The organism is Pseudomonas sp. B21-036, assembly GCF_024748925.1.
GTDB classification, from domain to species: domain Bacteria; phylum Pseudomonadota; class Gammaproteobacteria; order Pseudomonadales; family Pseudomonadaceae; genus Aquipseudomonas; species Aquipseudomonas palmensis.
The window spans coordinates 3,967,197-3,984,147 of record NZ_CP087178.1; the positions used below are offsets into that span (position 1 = coordinate 3,967,197).

13 protein-coding genes, 3 tRNA genes and 1 pseudogene are annotated in these 16,951 nt (G+C 65.0%); 2 read left to right on the forward strand and 15 right to left on the reverse strand.

The window, feature by feature from the left end:
• Position 1 precedes the first annotated feature (1 nt).
• On the reverse strand, positions 2–880 hold the full coding sequence (locus LOY33_RS17800; protein WP_258659465.1) for a DUF2242 domain-containing protein: 879 nt from the start codon (positions 878–880) through the stop codon (positions 2–4).
• 363 nt (positions 881–1,243) lie between these two features.
• Between LOY33_RS17800 and LOY33_RS26130 the strand changes: the two are divergent.
• Positions 1,244–2,203 (forward strand): annotated as a pseudogene (locus LOY33_RS26130) (methyl-accepting chemotaxis protein); the annotation flags it as partial.
• Positions 2,204–2,218: 15 nt separating this feature from the next.
• On the forward strand, positions 2,219–3,061 hold the full coding sequence (locus LOY33_RS26135) for a methyl-accepting chemotaxis protein (protein ID WP_408980707.1): 843 nt from the start codon (positions 2,219–2,221) through the stop codon (positions 3,059–3,061).
• 158 nt (positions 3,062–3,219) lie between these two features.
• Here LOY33_RS26135 and LOY33_RS17810 read toward each other — a convergent pair.
• The 14 genes from LOY33_RS17810 to LOY33_RS17875 form a co-directional block, all read right to left on the reverse strand.
• Positions 3,220–3,296: transfer RNA gene (locus LOY33_RS17810), tRNA-Asp, on the reverse strand.
• Between the two features lie 95 nt (positions 3,297–3,391).
• A tRNA-Asp gene (locus LOY33_RS17815) sits at positions 3,392–3,468 on the reverse strand.
• Positions 3,469–3,545: 77 nt separating this feature from the next.
• Positions 3,546–3,621: transfer RNA gene (locus LOY33_RS17820), tRNA-Val, on the reverse strand.
• A 181-nt stretch (positions 3,622–3,802) separates the two neighbouring features.
• Positions 3,803–4,561 carry an SDR family oxidoreductase gene (locus LOY33_RS17825; RefSeq protein ID WP_167400232.1) on the reverse strand — a complete coding sequence of 253 codons (759 nt, stop codon included), beginning with the start codon at positions 4,559–4,561 and terminating at the stop codon, positions 3,803–3,805.
• Between the two features lie 11 nt (positions 4,562–4,572).
• On the reverse strand, positions 4,573–5,784 hold the full coding sequence (locus LOY33_RS17830) for an O-succinylhomoserine sulfhydrylase (protein ID WP_043862841.1): 1,212 nt from the start codon (positions 5,782–5,784) through the stop codon (positions 4,573–4,575).
• A gap of 16 nt (positions 5,785–5,800) precedes the next feature.
• Positions 5,801–7,306: an amidophosphoribosyltransferase gene (purF, locus tag LOY33_RS17835; protein ID WP_043862842.1), complete on the reverse strand. Its 1,506-nt coding sequence runs from the start codon at positions 7,304–7,306 to the stop codon at positions 5,801–5,803.
• Between the two features lie 41 nt (positions 7,307–7,347).
• Positions 7,348–7,902 (reverse strand): CvpA family protein, encoded by a 555-nt coding sequence (locus tag LOY33_RS17840; RefSeq protein WP_043862843.1) that lies wholly within the window; start codon positions 7,900–7,902, stop codon positions 7,348–7,350.
• Between the two features lie 100 nt (positions 7,903–8,002).
• A complete protein-coding gene (locus LOY33_RS17845) occupies positions 8,003–8,647 on the reverse strand; it encodes an SPOR domain-containing protein (RefSeq protein ID WP_043862844.1) in 645 nt (214 codons plus the stop codon).
• On the reverse strand, positions 8,631–9,938 hold the full coding sequence (gene folC / locus LOY33_RS17850; protein ID WP_213606041.1) for a bifunctional tetrahydrofolate synthase/dihydrofolate synthase: 1,308 nt from the start codon (positions 9,936–9,938) through the stop codon (positions 8,631–8,633). Before folC ends, LOY33_RS17845 begins: the two co-directional genes overlap by 17 nt.
• Positions 9,935–10,855: an acetyl-CoA carboxylase, carboxyltransferase subunit beta gene (gene accD / locus LOY33_RS17855; protein ID WP_043862846.1), complete on the reverse strand. Its 921-nt coding sequence runs from the start codon at positions 10,853–10,855 to the stop codon at positions 9,935–9,937. The genes folC and accD overlap by 4 nt, the downstream gene beginning before the upstream one ends.
• Positions 10,856–11,138: 283 nt before the next feature.
• The gene (locus tag LOY33_RS17860) at positions 11,139–11,759 is read right to left on the reverse strand and encodes a phosphoribosylanthranilate isomerase (protein WP_054916652.1); all 621 of its coding nucleotides are present in this window, start codon (positions 11,757–11,759) and stop codon (positions 11,139–11,141) included.
• Positions 11,760–11,797: 38 nt separating this feature from the next.
• On the reverse strand, positions 11,798–12,643 hold the full coding sequence (truA, locus tag LOY33_RS17865; RefSeq protein WP_054916657.1) for a tRNA pseudouridine(38-40) synthase TruA: 846 nt from the start codon (positions 12,641–12,643) through the stop codon (positions 11,798–11,800).
• Between the two features lie 119 nt (positions 12,644–12,762).
• On the reverse strand, positions 12,763–15,639 hold the full coding sequence (locus LOY33_RS17870) for a FimV/HubP family polar landmark protein (protein ID WP_258659467.1): 2,877 nt from the start codon (positions 15,637–15,639) through the stop codon (positions 12,763–12,765).
• Positions 15,640–15,814: 175 nt separating this feature from the next.
• Entirely contained in the window at positions 15,815–16,825 is a 1,011-nt protein-coding gene (locus LOY33_RS17875; RefSeq protein WP_043862849.1) for an aspartate-semialdehyde dehydrogenase, read from the reverse strand.
• Positions 16,826–16,951: the final 126 nt, after the last annotated feature.

The window sequence follows — 16,951 nt, forward strand, 5'->3', positions numbered from 1 at the left end:
GTCACAGCGGCGCAGGCGCGTCGGCCGTCGGGGCCGCTGGAGGCTGCGCCGGTGCGGCGGCAGGCTCGGTGGGCGGTGCAGTCTGTTCGACCGTGATCGGCGCCGCATCCTGGGGCGGCGCCACAGGCTGCGAGCTCTTGCTGTCGTCGACCAGCGGTGCAGCCGGCGCTTGCGCTGCCGGTACCGCCACCACCGGCGCTGCGACCTCGGCAGGTGCCGCAGGGGCCGGAGGCTGCACCGGCGCAGCCTCGACGGCCGGAGCGCTTGGCGCAGCAGGCGCAGGTTCGGGCACTCCCAGGTCGAGAGCCGGCTTGGAGGGTTCGGCCTTGGGCTCGACCTTTGCCTTCTTGCTCGGCTTGGGCAGGAAACTCTCGACCAACGCAAAGTAGCGCTCGTAGAACTTGGGCGAGGTCACCGTTTCGCTGGCCACTTTGACCATGGAGTCGTCCGACGAGCCGATCGGCATCGACACCGACCCCAGCACACCCACCCCGAGGCTGGCCGAAGTGTTGGATTTTTTCAGCGCATAACGGTCCTGCAGGGCATTGGCGAACATGGTCGAGCGCTGACCGGAACCGGTGTCGTTGGCACAGACCACGTTGAAGCTGATCTGCAGGTGCGAGTCGCCCGTCTGCTGGAAGCTCTTGTTGCCATTGACCTGGCCCGGTTCGCTGGTGGTGATGATGTAGCCCTGGCTGAGCAGCGCGCGCCGGGCAGCCTCGCAGGTACCTGCTTCGCTGACCGGAAAGCTGCGCGAGAAGGTGCCCGAGTCGTCGAAGTTCTCGTGTTCGTAGATGGCGGCTTTCTTCGAGGAACAGCCGGCAACGCCCGCCAGCACAAGGGCCAGCCCGAGCGCAGTGAAGACGGTTGACTTTGACATTGAAAATCCTGCGAAAAACGGTCGGCGCCTATTGTGCATCACATCCGCAGATGACTGAAACCGCAACCGGGCGATCCGGCACTAAATTTCACCTGCACAGCGGCTGGCCTGCACTACACAGCCGTCCTGAACCATTGGTCGCGATTTTTTTCGCTCACTATTTAACCAGCTTTCCCACGTCATACCGGGAAATGTCTGACTCCCCGCTACACCTTGAGCCCATCGATACTGGCCCGGCATGCGACAGAAAATGGCAATACGCCACTACGTCAGCCACTGACCATCGACCCAGGAGCATTCAAGGTGAAAAACATATCGGTGAAAGTGAAGCTGGCCCTCGGTTTCGCGAGTATCGTGCTGCTGATGGCGCTCCTCGCCGTGATCGGCATTCGCAGCCTCAACACCCTGACCACCCGTGCCGATCGGCTGGTGTCGGTCAATCACGTGCTCGACCACACCAATGACATTCGCGCCGCGCGCCTGTCGTATGAACACCACGGCGATGAAAACCTTGCGGCGCAATTGAACACCTCTTACAGCACCCTGGTGGCGCTGATCGAGGAGAACCTCCAGCGCCTGGACGACGCAGTGTCCAGGCAGCAGTTGCAACACGTGCTGGAAAACATGCAGGGCTACATGCAGCAGTTTCGCCAGCTGCAAACCGCCCAGCAGGACATAGGCCGCATCCAGGCCGATTCCGAACGCCTGGGAAGCAGCCTGCAGAACGATGTACGTACACTGACCCAGGCGCTGTACCAGGACGACGCCAGTAACGTCCGTCGCGACCTTGCCACCCTCAACGACGCCCTGAGCGACCTGCGCCAGAACAGCCTGGCCATGATGCGCGAGGGCAGCACCAAACGCCTGGACACGGTGCGTGAGGCCCACACGCGCGCCAATGACAGCGTGAAGCGCCTGGGCAGCCGTCACCCGCAACTGGGTAGATTGCCCTCCGACCTGGACCAGTACCTGCAACTGGCCGAGCGCTTTGCCCGCGATGTCGAGCAGCAGGCCCGCAGCCGTACGGTGCTGGTGAGCAATATCGAAACCAGCCTGGAAGCGATCAATACGCTGATCGCACGCCAGAATCAGCTCAGCGTCGACGAGTCCAGCCACAGCCGTGCGCTGATGCTCGGGCTGCTGGTTGGCGCCATGCTGCTGGGCGGTGCGATCGGCTGGGTGATCATCCGCCAGATCACCCAGCCGTTGCAGCAGGCCGTAGTGATCGCGCGTCGTATCGGTGCCGGCGACCTGAGGGATAACAGCAGCGAGCTGCGCCGTGACGAGTTTGGCCAGTTGCTCCAAGCCCTCTCCCAAAGCGGCGACAACCTGCGCGGTGTGCTGGGCCAGGTAGGCACCGTTACCGCTCAGTTGTCAGCGGCGGCCGAGCAGCTCTCGGCCATCACCGAACAGACCCGTGCCGGCGTCGACAGCCAGAAACTGGAGACCGACCAGGTCGCCACGGCCATGAGCGAAATGGTAGCCACGGTGCAGGAAGTGGCGCGCAATGCCGAGCAGGCCAGTACCGCCACCCGCCAGGCCAACAGCCAGGCCAGCCAGGGCAATCTGGTGGTACAGCGCGCACTGACCCAGATCGACCAGTTGGCCGACGACATCGGCACCTCCGCCGACGCCGTCGGCAGGTTGTCCGAAGAGAGCGAACGCATCGGCAGTGTGATGACGGTGATCAATGCCATCGCCGAGCAGACCAACCTGCTGGCGCTCAACGCCGCCATCGAGGCGGCACGTGCCGGCGAGGCCGGGCGTGGCTTCGCCGTGGTGGCCGATGAGGTGCGCGGGCTGGCCCAACGCACCCAGCAGTCCACCGCAGAGATCGAGACATTGATCGGGTCATTGCAGCAGGGTGCGCAGAGGGCTGCAGAACGCATGCACACCAGCCAGGGCATGGTCGGTACGACAGTCGGGCTGGCCAATGAGGCAGGCGTGGAGCTGCAGGCCATCACACACACGGTCACGCACATCCAGGCCATGAACTTGCAGATCGCGACCGCCGCCGAACAGCAGAGCGCGGTAGCCGAAGAGATCGGTCGCAGCGTGATCAGTGTGCGTGATGTGGCCGAACAGACGTCCACCGCCTCGGCGCACACTGCCACCTCGGCGGCAGAGCTGGCGCGCCTGGGCACTGAGCTGCAAGGGCTGCTTTCGCGCTTCAAGGTCTGAGGGGCATATTCTTTCGCCAGCAAGGCCGGCACCTGCAGGCAGTACGTCGCCAGCAGGTGCCAGCCTTGGCGGCCAGGCTTTTCTGCAGGCACAAAAAAAGCGACCCTAAGGTCGCTTTTTTTGTTGCTTCGAGGAGTTCAAGGGCCTCGAGGCGGATATGGCGCAGCGGACGGGACTCGAACCCGCGACCCCCGGCGTGACAGGCCGGTATTCTAACCGACTGAACTACCGCTGCGTATCGCACAGGCTTTCACCTGTTTGAAACTGGGATCTGGCCTGAAGCCTTGGCTTCGGACCTCAAACCGGTTGTTGAACCGATCTGGAGAAAAGTGGCGCAGCGGACGGGACTCGAACCCGCGACCCCCGGCGTGACAGGCCGGTATTCTAACCGACTGAACTACCGCTGCGCATAGTGGACTTGCGTCCTGTTCCTCTCTGGTAACACCGTCTTTCGAAAGTGTCGGGCCAGGAACATCTCAGGAAGTGGTGGGTGATGACGGGATCGAACCGCCGACCCTCTGCTTGTAAGGCAGATGCTCTCCCGGCTGAGCTAATCACCCGTGTGCTTCGCTGAGGTGGTGAAATTTACGCAGGTATCGAACCTAAGTCAATACCAGTGTTGAAGTTTTTTTCACTTTCGTAAAAAAACAGCTGCAGGCTTCAATCAACAAGCTGCAAGTAAAAGCAGAATCAAAAGCCGATTGCACAGGTTCTTGCAGCGTGTCGCGTGAAGCCTGCCGCTTACGTGTAAATCATCTTCTTGGTCATGCCACCGTCCACCACGAACTCCTGGCCGGTGACAAAACCCGCGTTGCGCGACAACAGCCATGCCACCATCGCCGCCACATCTTCCACGGTTCCTACCCTGCCCGCCGGGTGCTGCGCATGGTCGGCCTCGCTCAAGGGCTCGGCACGGCGCAGCGAAGGGTCCCGCGCATCGATCCAGCCAGGGCTGACAGCGTTGACGCGGATCTCCGGGCCCAGGCTCATGGCCAGTGCGTGGGTCAGGGCCAGCAGCCCGCCCTTGCTCGCAGCATAGGCCTCGGTATCGGGTTCGGACTGTGCCGCACGGGTGGACACCAGGTTGACGATGGCGCCGCAATGCGCGCGCAGGTAAGGCGCACAGTGCTTGGCCAGCAGCATCGGGCCACCCAGGTTGACCGCCAGCACGCGGTTCCAGTGGTTCAGGCTGAGGCTTTCGAGGGTGGTATTGTGCGGGTCGGCAATTGCCGCGTTGCACACCAGCGCATCCAGGCGTCCGAACTGCCCCAGCACCTCGGCCACGCCCACCGTCACCTGGGCCTCGTCGGCCACGTCCATGCCGACGAACCAGGCGTTGTCACCGAGCACCTTGGCCACCTTCGCGCCACGGGCCCGATCCAGGTCGGTGAGCACCACTTGCCAGCCCTCGCTGATCAGCCAGGCCGCGATGCCCAGGCCGATCCCGCGTGCAGCGCCGGTTACCAGCGCCACACGCCCGTTGTGGCTGCTCTCGCTCACCGACCAGTCGATCACAGCGCCGCCAGACCGCGCGCCAGGTCGGCCTGCAGGTCGCCCACGTCTTCCAGGCCCACGGCAACCCTGATCAGGCTGTCGCGAATCCCGGCGGCCTCTCGCTCCTGCGGCGCCAGACGGCCGTGGGAGGTGGTGGCCGGGTGGGTGATGGTGGTCTTGCTGTCACCCAGGTTGGCGGTGATCGAAATCAGCCGCGTGGCGTCGATAAAGCGCCATGCGCCCTCCTTGCCACCCTTGACCTCGAAGCTCACCACCGCACCGAAGCCGCGCATCTGGCGCTTGGCCAGCTCGTGCTGCGGGTGGCTTGGCAGGCCGGCGTAATGCACCTTCTCGACACCGTCCTGCTGCTCCAGCCACTCGGCCAGGGCCTGGGCATTGGCGCAGTGGGCGCGCATGCGCAGGTTCAGCGTTTCCAGGCCCTTGAGGAACACCCAGGCGTTGAACGGGCTCAGCGTCGGCCCCGCAGTACGCAGAAAGCCCACCACTTCCTTCATGTGCTCGTTGCGCCCGGCGACCACGCCGCCCATGCAGCGCCCCTGGCCGTCGATGAACTTGGTCGCCGAATGCATGACGATGTCCGCGCCCAGCTTCAATGGCTGTTGCAGGGCCGGAGTGCTGAAGCAGTTGTCCACCACCAGCAGCGCGCCCCGGGCATGGGCGATCTCGGCCAGCGCGCCGATGTCCACCAGCTCGGCCAGCGGATTGGACGGCGACTCGACGAACAGCAGCCTGGTATTGGGCTTGATCGCCTGTTCCCAGCCAGCCAGGTTGGCCAGCGGCACGTAGTCCACCTGCACGCCGAAGCGCTTGAAGTACTTCTCGAACAGGCTGATGGTCGAACCGAACACGCTCTGCGAGACCAGCACATGGTCGCCAGCGCTGCACAAGGCCATCACCAGCGACAGGATCGCGGACATGCCTGTGGAGGTGGCGACCGCCTGCTCGGCGCCTTCCAGGGCGGCGATGCGCTCCTCGAAGGCCCTTACGGTCGGGTTGGTGTAGCGCGAATAGACGTTGCCTGGAACCTCGCCGGCGAACCGCGCAGCGGCATCGGCCGCCGTACGGAACACGTAGCTGGAGGTGAAGAACAGCGGGTCGCTGTGCTCACCTTCCGGCGTGCGATGCTGGCCGGCGCGTACCGCCAGCGTATCGAAAGCGACCCCATCGAGGTCGCTGTCCAGGCGCCCGGCATCCCATTGCTGTGTCATGCCGTTGCTCCCCTTGTCAGTTGTTGTAAAGGTCGATGATCGCGCTGACCGCCTGGTTCTTGACCTTGGAGGCGTCGTTGCGCGCCTGCTCGATCTTGTCCAGGTAGGCGGCGTCGATGTCGCCAGTCACGTACTGGCCATCGAATACCGCGCAATCAAAATGCTCGATCTTGATCTTGCCACCACCTACAGCCTCGATCAGGTCCGGCAGGTCCTGGTAGACCAGCCAGTCGGCGCCGATCAGTTCGGCCACGTCCTGGGTGCTGCGGTTGTGCGCGATCAGTTCATGAGCGCTCGGCATGTCGATGCCGTAGACGTTGGGGAAACGCACCGCTGGCGCGGCGGAGCAGAAGTAGACGTTCTTCGCGCCGGCTTCGCGGGCCATCTGGATGATCTGCTTGCAGGTGGTGCCGCGCACGATCGAGTCGTCGACCAGCATCACGTTCTTGCCGCGGAACTCCAGCTCGATGGCATTGAGCTTCTGGCGTACCGACTTCTTGCGCGCGGCCTGGCCGGGCATGATGAAGGTACGGCCGATGTAGCGGTTCTTGACGAAGCCTTCACGGAACTTCACGCCCAGGTGGTTGGCCAGTTCCAGCGCCGCGGTACGGCTGGTGTCGGGAATCGGGATGACCACGTCGATGTCGTGCTCGGGACGCTCGCGCAGGATCTTCTCGGCAAGCTTCTCGCCCATGCGCAGGCGCGCCTTGTACACCGACACACCGTCGATGATCGAATCCGGGCGGGCCAGGTAAACGTGCTCGAAGATGCAGGGGGAAAGCTTGGGCGCGATGGCGCACTGGCGGGTGTGCAGCTTGCCTTCTTCGGTGATGTACACCGCTTCGCCCGGCGCCAGGTCGCGGATCAGGGTGAAGCCGAGCACGTCCAGCGAGACGCTTTCGGAGGCGATCATGTATTCGACGCCTTCGTCGGTGTGACGCTGGCCGAACACGATCGGGCGGATGCCGTTCGGATCGCGGAAGCCGACGATGCCGTAGCCGGTGATCATCGCCACCACCGCGTAGCCACCCACGCAACGGTTGTGCACGTCGGTCACGGCGGCGAACACGTCTTCCTCGGTCGGTTGCAGCTTGCCGCGCACCGCCAGCTCATGGGCGAATACGTTGAGCAGCACTTCGGAGTCGGAGTTGGTGTTGACGTGGCGCAGGTCGGACTCGTAGATCTCCTTGGCCAGTTGCTCCACGTTGGTCAGGTTGCCGTTGTGCGCCAAGGTGATGCCATACGGCGAGTTGACGTAGAACGGCTGGGCCTCGGCCGAGGTCGAGCTGCCCGCAGTCGGGTAGCGCACATGACCGATGCCCATGTGGCCCACCAGACGCTGCATGTGACGCTGCTGGAACACGTCACGTACCAGGCCGTTGTCCTTGCGCAGGAATAGTCGGCCATCATGGCTTGTAACGATACCGGCAGCATCCTGGCCGCGGTGCTGGAGCACGGTTAGCGCGTCATACAGCGCCTGATTGACGTTCGACTTACCGACGATACCGACGATGCCACACATGCGACGCAACCCCTACATTATGAAACTTGACGGATCAGCACTCAGGGCGCTTTGGGCCCAAGCAACTGTTCTTGAAACGGGAGATCAGCCGGTGCGCTGATTCCGCTGGCTAGCCACTGGCTGGTCAGCCCCAGAATGAGGTTTTTCGACCAGTCAGCCACCAATAGAAATTGTGGCAGCAGGCGAGACTCCTGCCACCACGGGTCCTGTTGTACCGGCCCCAGGCTCAGCAGCCCGACCGCCACCACGACGAGCAGGGCCCCGCGAGCGGCGCCGAACGCCATGCCCAGGAAGCGATCGGTCCCGGACAACCCGGTGACGCGAATCAGCTCGCCGATCAGAAAATTGATCATTGCCCCCACCAGCAAGGTGGCGACGAAAAGAATGGCACATCCGGCTATCACCCGCGCCGACGGCGTCTGGATGTAGCCTTCAAGGTACTGCGAGATACCGCCACCGAACATCCAGGCGACCGCACCGGCGATGATCCAGGTAAGCAGCGACAAGGCTTCCTTGACGAAACCGCGCTTGAGACTGATCAGCGAAGAAACGGCGATGATCGCGAGAATCGCCCAGTCGACCCAGGTAAATGCCACAGTGCTGCCTGCAAACGGATAAGGCGGCGCATTTTACCAGAGCGGTGGGCTATCGGTAAGCGGTGATTTGCCGTCCGGCGGCGGCCGGACGGCGGGCGGGTCAGCTACGTTCGGGCTGGAAGCGCACCACAAAACCCTTGAGGTTCTGCTGGCGGTTGATCACATCGCGCAGGCGCTCGGCTTCGGCACGCTCGATCAGCGGCCCGACGAACACCCGGTTGGTACCTTCGGCCGAGCGAATATAGGCGTTGTAGCCCTGGCTGCGCAGGGTTTTCTGCAGGTTCTCGGCATTGGCGCGGTTGGACAGGCTGGCCAGTTGCACCGACCAGCTCACCGGCAGGCCATTGCCATCGACCTTGGCAGGTGCACTGGCAACCGGCTTGGCCGGGGCCGCCGCAGGCTTGCTGACCGGCGCAGGCGTGGCCGGCTTGGCCTCCGTCACCGGCGCGGCGGGCGCTGGGGTGGGTGCAGTCACCACCGGTGCCGGGGCAATGGGCGTGCTCGGTGCGCTGGGTTCCTGGGCGGTGAGCGCCTCATCCTGGATCACCTGCGGCTCGGGCACCTCCACCGGTTCCACCTGCACCTGCGGCAAGGCCGGCACAGCCGGGGCGGCGGGCGCCTCGACATGCACCTGGCGCAGCTCGTCCTCACGGGTGAACAGCATCGGCAGGAAGATCACCGCCAGTGCCACCAGCACCAGCGCGCCCACCATCCGCTGCTTGACGACTTTATCCAGCAACGCCATTTGCCCCGTCCTCCATGGTCTGCCGGCTCAGCCACTGCAGGGCCTCGCCGACACAGAAAAATGATCCGAACAGCAGGATCTGGTCGCCTGCCGTCGCTTGCGCGCACTGCCCGTCAAGGGCGTCGGCGACGCTTGCATACGACTTCACGTCGGCGCCAAGGTTCTGCAACGCGGCCTGCAACTCGCTTGCAGGCCGGCTGCGGGCGGTATCCAGTGGCGCGACCGCCCAGTGGGCCACTTGCGCATGCAGCGGTTCGATCACCCCGGCCAGGTCCTTGTCGGCCAGCAGGCCGAACACCGCCAGGCGCCTGCCGGCCACCGGGCGCGAAGCCAGGCGCTGAGCGAGGTACTGGGCCGCATGTGGATTATGGCCGACGTCGAGCAGAATGCTCAGGTGCTTGCCCTGCCAGATGAACTGGCGACGGTCGAGGCGCCCGACGATACGGGTGTCGCGCAGTGCCTGGGCGATCTGCGCGGCACTCCAGGGCAGGCCGGTCAGCAGGTAGGTCTGCAACGCCAGCGCCGCGTTTTCCATGGGCAGATCAAGCAACGGCAGGTCGTGCAGCTCGACGGCATTGCCGTGCGCATCCACGCCCCGCCACTGCCAGTACTGGTCGGTGCTGGACAGGTCGAAGTCGCGTCCGCGCAGCAGGAACCGGCAGCCTAGTTCGCGTGCCTTGTCCAGCAGCGGCTGCGGCGGGTCGAGGTCGCCACACAGCGCCGGCTTGCCGGCACGGAAAATCCCGGCCTTCTCGAAGGCCACCGACTCACGGGTATCGCCAAGGAAATCGCAATGGTCGACACCGATACTGGTGACCACGGCAAGGTCGGCGTCCACCAGGTTGACGGTGTCGAGCCGCCCGCCCAGGCCCACTTCAAGCACCACGGCGTCCAGCGCCGACTGCTGGAACAGCCAGAACGCCGCCAGGGTACCGGCCTCGAAGTAGGTCAGGGAGGTCTCGCCACGCGCCGCTTCGACGGCGGCGAATGCCTGGCACAGCTGCGCATCGCTGGCCTGCTGGCCGTCGATCTGCACCCGCTCGTTGTAGCGCAGCAGGTGCGGCGAGCTGTAGACCCCGACCTTCAGGCCCTGGGCCTGCAGCAGGCTGGCCACGAAGGCACAGGTAGAGCCCTTGCCATTGGTGCCGGTAACGGTAATCACCCGAGGCGCGGGCTGGCCCAGCCCGAGGCGCGTTGCGACCTGCCGCGAACGCTCCAGGCCCATGTCGATTGTCGACGGGTGCAACTGCTCGAGGTAGGCGAGCCACTCGCCCAGGGTGCGCTGGGTCATACGTTGGCAGGCACCGGTGGTACCACGATCGGCTCGATCACGGGGGCGACGAACTTCGGCGTCGGCAGGCCCATCATCTGTGCCAGCAGATTGCCCAGGCGCGGGCGCAGTTCGGATCGGGCGATGATCATGTCGATGGCACCATGCTCCAGCAGGAACTCGCTGCGCTGAAAGCCTTCAGGCAGTTTTTCGCGCACGGTCTGTTCGATAACCCGTGGGCCGGCAAAGCCGATCAGCGCCTTGGGCTCGCCCACGATCACGTCGCCGAGCATTGCCAGGCTGGCCGAAACGCCGCCGTAAACAGGGTCGGTGAGAACCGAGATGAACGGAATGCCTTCTTCGCGCAGGCGCGCCAGCACGGCGGAGGTCTTGGCCATCTGCATCAGCGAGATCAGCGCTTCCTGCATGCGCGCGCCGCCCGAGGCCGAGAAGCAGACCATCGGACAACGGTTTTCCAGGGCATAGTTGGCGGCACGCACGAAACGCTCGCCGACGATGGCACCCATCGAACCGCCCATGAAGGAGAACTCGAACGCACTGACCACCACCGGCATGCCCAGCAGGGTACCGCTCATGGAAACCAGGGCGTCCTTTTCGCCGGTCTGCTTCTGCGCAGCAACCAGGCGGTCCTTGTACTTCTTGCCGTCGCGGAACTTCAGGCGGTCGACCGGCTCCAGGTCGGCACCCAGCTCATTGCGGCCTTCGGCGTCGAGGAAGATGTCGATGCGTGCACGTGCGCCGATGCGCATGTGGTGATTGCACTTGGGGCACACATCCAGGGTCTTTTCCAGCTCCGGACGATACAGCACGGCCTCGCAGGACGGGCATTTGTGCCACAACCCTTCGGGTACCGAGCTCTTCTTCACCTCGGAACGCATGATCGAAGGGATCAGTTTGTCTACCAACCAGTTGCTCATGCTTTCTTTCTCCAGTAGCGGCGACCGGCAGGCAAAAGTTGCCGGGTCACGCGTATGCCCTTGAGCTCAATTCGTGTATGACGCGATGATGAAACGTGGCCGGCGGTGCGCGTTCAGCGCGGTACCACCCTGCCCCAGCTTCATCGTCAACCTGTAAAGGCGACGCCGGTGGCGCCACCCGGTAATTTCGATCGGCCCGTGGGCGCGATCCGGCAGCAACGGGCTGCGAAAGCTATGGACGATGGCGCACCGCCAGCCGTCACATCGAGCATTCGCCCGCCCCTCACGCCTGGCGCACCGCGCGCATGAACGCCTCGATGCGGGCCGGGTCCTTGATGCCCTTGGCCTGCTCCACCCCACCACTGACGTCCACTGCGTAAGGACGCACCTGGGCGATGGCCGCCCCGACATTGTCGGCCGAGAGGCCGCCAGCCAGGATGATCGGCTTGCTCAGGTGCTCGGGTATCAGGGACCAGTCGAACGCCTCGCCGGTTCCACCCGGAACGCCGGCCACGAAAGTGTCGAGGAGGATGCCGCTGGCCTTGGCGTACTGCTGGCAGCCGGCCTCCAGGTCATCCCCGGGGCGAACCCGCAGGGCCTTGATCCAGGGACGGTGGTAGCCGTCGCAGTCGGCCGGGGTTTCGTCGCCATGAAACTGCAGCAGGTCCAGCGGCACGGCGTCGAGGATCTCGTTGAGCTCACAGCGGCTGGCGTTGACGAACAGGCCCACGGTGGTGACGAAGGGCGGCAGTGCAGCGATGATCGCCCGCGCCTGCTGCACGTTCACCGCCCGCGGACTTCTGGCGTAGAACACCAGCCCGATGGCGTCGGCGCCCGCCTCGGCCGCGGCCAGCGCATCCTCGATGCGGGTAATCCCGCAGATCTTGCTGCGAACGGCGGACATGGCCTGTGAACCTCAGCTGAACCGGAAAGCTCCGGATGTTAGCAAATGCCTTGCGGGCCGTCAGCCGTCAACGACTCGTAACCCGTAAGGAAATGTGGCCCGATGAAACGCTCGGGCAGTTCGAACTCGTCATGGTATTCCACCTGCACCAGGTACAGCCCGAACGGGTGCGCGGTCACCCCGCCGGTACGACGCACGCGGCTTTCGAGCACTTCCCTGGCCCACTCGGGCGGACGCTCGCCGGCGCCGATGGTCATCAGCACGCCGGCAATGTTGCGCACCATGTGGTGCAGGAAGGCGCTGGCACGGATATCCAGCACGATCATGCGCCCATGCCGGCTCACCCGCAGGTGATGGATCTGCTTGATCGGCGACTTGGCCTGGCACTGGCCGGCGCGGTAGGCGCTGAAGTCATGGGTGCCCACCAGGTAGGCTGCGGCTTCGGCCATGCGCCCGGCATCGAGTGGGCGGTGATTCCAGGTAACCTGGTCGCCCAGGTGCGCCGGGCGGATCTGGTCGTTGTAGATCACGTAGCGGTAGCGCCGGGCAATGGCCTTGAAGCGCGCGTGAAAGTGCGCCGGCATCTGCCTGGCCCAAGACACGCTGACGTCATGCGGCAGGTTGATGTTGGCGCCCATGGTCCAGGCCTTCATGCTGCGCACCGCCCGCGTGTCGAAATGCACCACCTGGCCGCTGGCATGCACGCCGGCATCGGTACGCCCGGCGCACTGCAGCGACACTGGCGAGTCGGCGACCTTCGACAGCGCCTCCTCGAGGGTCTGCTGCACGCTCGGCACGCCACTGGCCTGGCGTTGCCAGCCACGGTAGCGGGTGCCTTTGTATTCCACGCCCAGCGCGATTCTGAAAAAGCCTTCGGCGGCCATTTCGGCTGCGGCGTTATCGATGATTTCCAAGGGGATACAGCCTGTCGGTTTACGCAATGGCGCGGATTATAACGACAACGGCAGCCACGAGGGCTGCCGTTGGCCTTTCAGGTGGGCGTTCAGCTCATCTGCGAACGCAGTTCGATGGCTTCCTTGCGCTGGGTCTCGGTACCTTCCTTCATCACTTCATCGAGTATCTCGCGGGCGCCGTCGTTGTCGCCCATGTCGATGTAGGCACGTGCCAGATCGAGCTTGGTGGCGGCTTCGTCGGTACCGGAGAGGTAGTCGAACTCCGGCTCGTCGAGCATCAGGTCCGAGGCATCTTCGGCGGTGAAGTGCGGCGCGATGGAAGGCTGCTCGAGGTTCTGCGAGAGCTTGTCGAGCTCGGCGTTGACGTCGTCCAGCTCGGCGGCAAAGCTGGCATCCAGCGGGTCCGGCTCGTCGGCCAGGGACAGGTCGAAATCATCGGCCAGGTCCGGGAAGCTGTCGTCCAGCCCCAGTGAGTCATCGAACGCGGCCAACTGGGCCTCGATATCCAGTGGCGCTTCAGGCGTAGCGGCGGGTGCAGCTTCAGGCGCCGGTGGCGCAAGGTCGGCGCCCATGTCGAGGTCGAAGTCGGACAGGTCATCCAGGATTGGCTCAGGCTCGACCGGTGCAGGTTCGGGCATCGGCTCGGCAGGCACCTCGGCGGGTGTCTCGGCCGGCACTTCAGTCACTGCCTGCTCCTGCACGTCGGGCACGTGCGGCGCTGGCGTCTCGGCCTGGGCCTGGGCCTGGGTCTGCTCTTGCAGCAGGGTATCGAAATCGAGGTCGTCGAGCGCCGCGATATCGGCAGGCGGCGTGGCCTGCGGGGCCTGCGGATCATCGATCTGAAGGTCTGCCAGGCCCTCGAGACCTTCGAGGTCTTCAAGGCCTTCCAACCCCTCCAGGTCATCCAGGCTCAGGTCGAAGGCGCTGTCCAGGTCGTCTTCGCCCGGCAACTCGATTGCCGGCTCGGGCTGCGGGTCGTCCTGCAGCAGGTCCTGCACATACTGGGCATCCAGCTCGGCAGCCAGGGCCGCAGCGCTGACGCCCGCTGCGGCCACGCCGAGCATGGCCGGGTAACGCTGCTTGAGCGATTCGACATCGGCGTGGTTCTGACCATTGGCAACCAGTTGGCGCTCGTGGCCGACAAAGGCGTCACGGTCGCCCTGGCGGGCATAGACTTCCATCAGCTTCAGGCGCAGGTCGGCGCGCTCGGGGGCCTGCTCCACCGCAGGCTCCAGCAGCTCGGCGGCATGGTTCAGACGACCGCGGGCAATGCTCAGGTCGACTTCCGCCAGCAGGGCATCATCATTTGGCGCGGGGGCGTCCTCGGCCGGTGCCTGCATGGCAGGCGCGATGACGGCCGGTGCCACCACCGCAGCCGGGGCCGGAGACGGAACCTCTACCGGCTCGGGCGCGGGCTGGACCACGGGGACCGGCTTGGGCTCGAATTCCGGCTCCAGCTCCAGTTCGGACTCCGGGTCCAGCCTGTCATAGGCGGGTGCTACCTCGGCAGCCGCAGCCGCTGCAGCGGAGGCCGCCACCACACCCGGCGCCAGGGTCACGCTCGGCGCGGAGACCTCCAGGCCCTCGAAACTGCTTTGCGGCAGGTCCATGTCCGGCCCCAGGCCCAGGTCGCTTTCCTCGGCCAGGGCTCGCGCCATGCGCATGTGCTTTTCAGCCTCCTGCTGGGCACGACGCTTGCGCGCCAACAGCAGCAGAAGCAACAACAGCACCAACAAGGCTGAACCTGCGATCAGCGCCAGCAGCCAGCTGTTGCCCAGCAGGTCGTCGAGCATCTTGTCCGAATCGCTCGGGGTAACGGCAGCCGGCGGCGTTTCGGCCACCGGCGCGGTATCCACGGCAGCCGGCGCCGGGGACACCACCGCTTCGCTCGGTACCGCCTGCTGCAACTGGGCATCGATCGCCGGCTGCTCGGGCGCAGGCACGCTCGCCGGCGCGGCGCTCTGGGCTTCCAGGCGCGCCAGCTGGTCGTTCTTCAGTTCGATCAGGCGCTGCAGCTTGTCCAGCTGGCTCTGCAGATCCGCCACACGGCTTTTCAGCTCGGCGTTGTCACGCCGGGTGGTGTCGAGGCTCTCTTCGGCCATCGCCAGCTTGTCGGCCAGGGCCTTGCTGTCGCCAGCCGCACCTTTGCCGCCGGGTGCCACCAGCTTGAGGTTGTCCTGCTGGGCGATACGCGCCGGGGCGGCGCCGGCCGCGTCACGCCGGGTGGCGTCGAGCTGGCGCGCACGCGGGCCCAGACGGCGCCCCTCACGCCAGGCCGCATACTGCTCGGCCACTTCCTTGACGGCCTGGCCCTGGGGGATGGCGGCGATCTGCTGCTGGTCGGGCAGACGCAGTACCTGGCCAACCTTGAGCTGGTTGATGTTGCCGTTGTAGAAGGCATCGGGGTTGAGCGCCTGGATCGCCAGCATGGTCTGCTGCACCGATCCACCCTGGCGCGCCTTGGCGGCAATCTGCCACAAGGTGTCGCGACGCACGGTGGTGTGGCGGGCGGGCGCGGTCACCGCAGGGGTGACGCCCGAAGCCGCCTGGGCCGCTTCGGGAGAGAATTTGGAGGCGTCGATCAGTACGCTGTAGTCGCGCAGCAGGCGGCCCTGGGGCCACATCACCTGCACCAGGAACTTGACCATAGGGGCCGGCAGCGGCTGACTGGAGGTCACCCGCAGCACGCTCTTGCCACTGGGGTTGATCACCGGGGTGAAGGTCAGGTCGTTGAGGTACGCCTGGCGTTCGACCCCGGCCTTGCTGAACTCTTCGGCCGGCGCCAGGCTGGGCACCACTTCGGCGGGAGTGAGGTCACGCACATCGAGCAATTCGATCTCGGCATCCAGCGGCTGGTTCTGCCCCGACTTGAGGGTCAGCTCGCCCAGCCCCAGCGCATGCGCCATACCCGAGGACAGCGCCGATGCCGCGGCTATTGCTAACACCAGTTTGCGAATTCGAAGCATGACCTCATCCTTTGTATGAACCTTCCCCGGCTACCGAGAAGAAAGTGAAAAACCGCCGTGAGGCATTTGACTGGCATGACCACCGGATCATGTTGGCAAGGTGCCCCGCAAGCGCGTGACGGCCGCTCACTTCCAGTATTTCAGAAACAATGTGCAAATCGTCGCCAAGTATCTTTTACGCAAGGTGTTTTATCAACAACTCCGCCAGCTGTACGGCGTTCAACGCCGCGCCTTTGCGCACGTTGTCGGTGGTCAGCCAGAGATTGAGCTGTTCGGCTTCGTCGACACCGCCACGCACCCGCCCGACATACACCACATCCTGGGCCACCGCATCGCCGACCGGGGTCGGGTAGTCACCCGCCTCCACCAGTTCGACACTGTCGGCGTGCTCCAGCACGGCGTTCACCGCCGCCAGATCGACCGCCTTGCGACTGTGCACGGCCACAGTGTAGCTATCGCCGAAAAACACCGGGACTTGAACACAGGTCACGGAAATCTTCAGCGAAGGCAGGCCAAGCAACTCGCGCAGCTCACTCACCAGGCGACGTTCCAGCGCGCCATGGCCCTCGCTGTCGCTGGTACCCACCTGGGCCAGCAGGTTGAACGCCACCTGGCGATCGAAGAAGCGCGGCTCCAGCGGACGCGCATTGAGCAACTCGGCAGTTTGCCGGGCCAGTTCGCCCACCGCCTCGCGGCCCTGTGCCGACACCGCCATGCACGCCGTCACGTTGACCCGTTCCAGTTCCAGCAGGTGCTTGAGCGGGGCCAGCACCACCGCCAGGGCAACCGCGGCAGCGCTCGGGCTGACCAGTTGCACGGGCAGGCTCTGACTGTCGATAGCCTGTGGATTGGCCTCGGGCACCACTGCTGCCACCTGTTCGGCCGACAGCGCGCCGGACAGATCGATCACCGCACACCCGGCGGCACGCGCCTTGGCGGCGAAACTGCGGGTAACCGCAGGGCCTGCGGCGAAGAACGCCAGCTTGACCTGGCTGAAGTCGAAGGCATCGACTTCGCGCACGCGCAGGTTCTTGCCACGGTAGTTCACCGAGCTGCCCGCCGACTCGTTGCTGGCCAGCAGGTGCAGGGTGCCCAGGGGAAAATCGCGCTCCTCGAGGATTTGCACCAGGGTCTCGCCGACGGTGCCGGTGGCGCCGATCACGGCGATATCGTAGGTCTGAGTCATGGACAGTGCCTCTGGCAGAACGGGGGGAGCGGCACTTTACTCGGATTGCCGCAGCGAGACCACCCGGTGCCGGCAAAGGCATCAGGCCACCACAAAAAAGCCCCCTGCGTCGCAAGACGAGGGGGC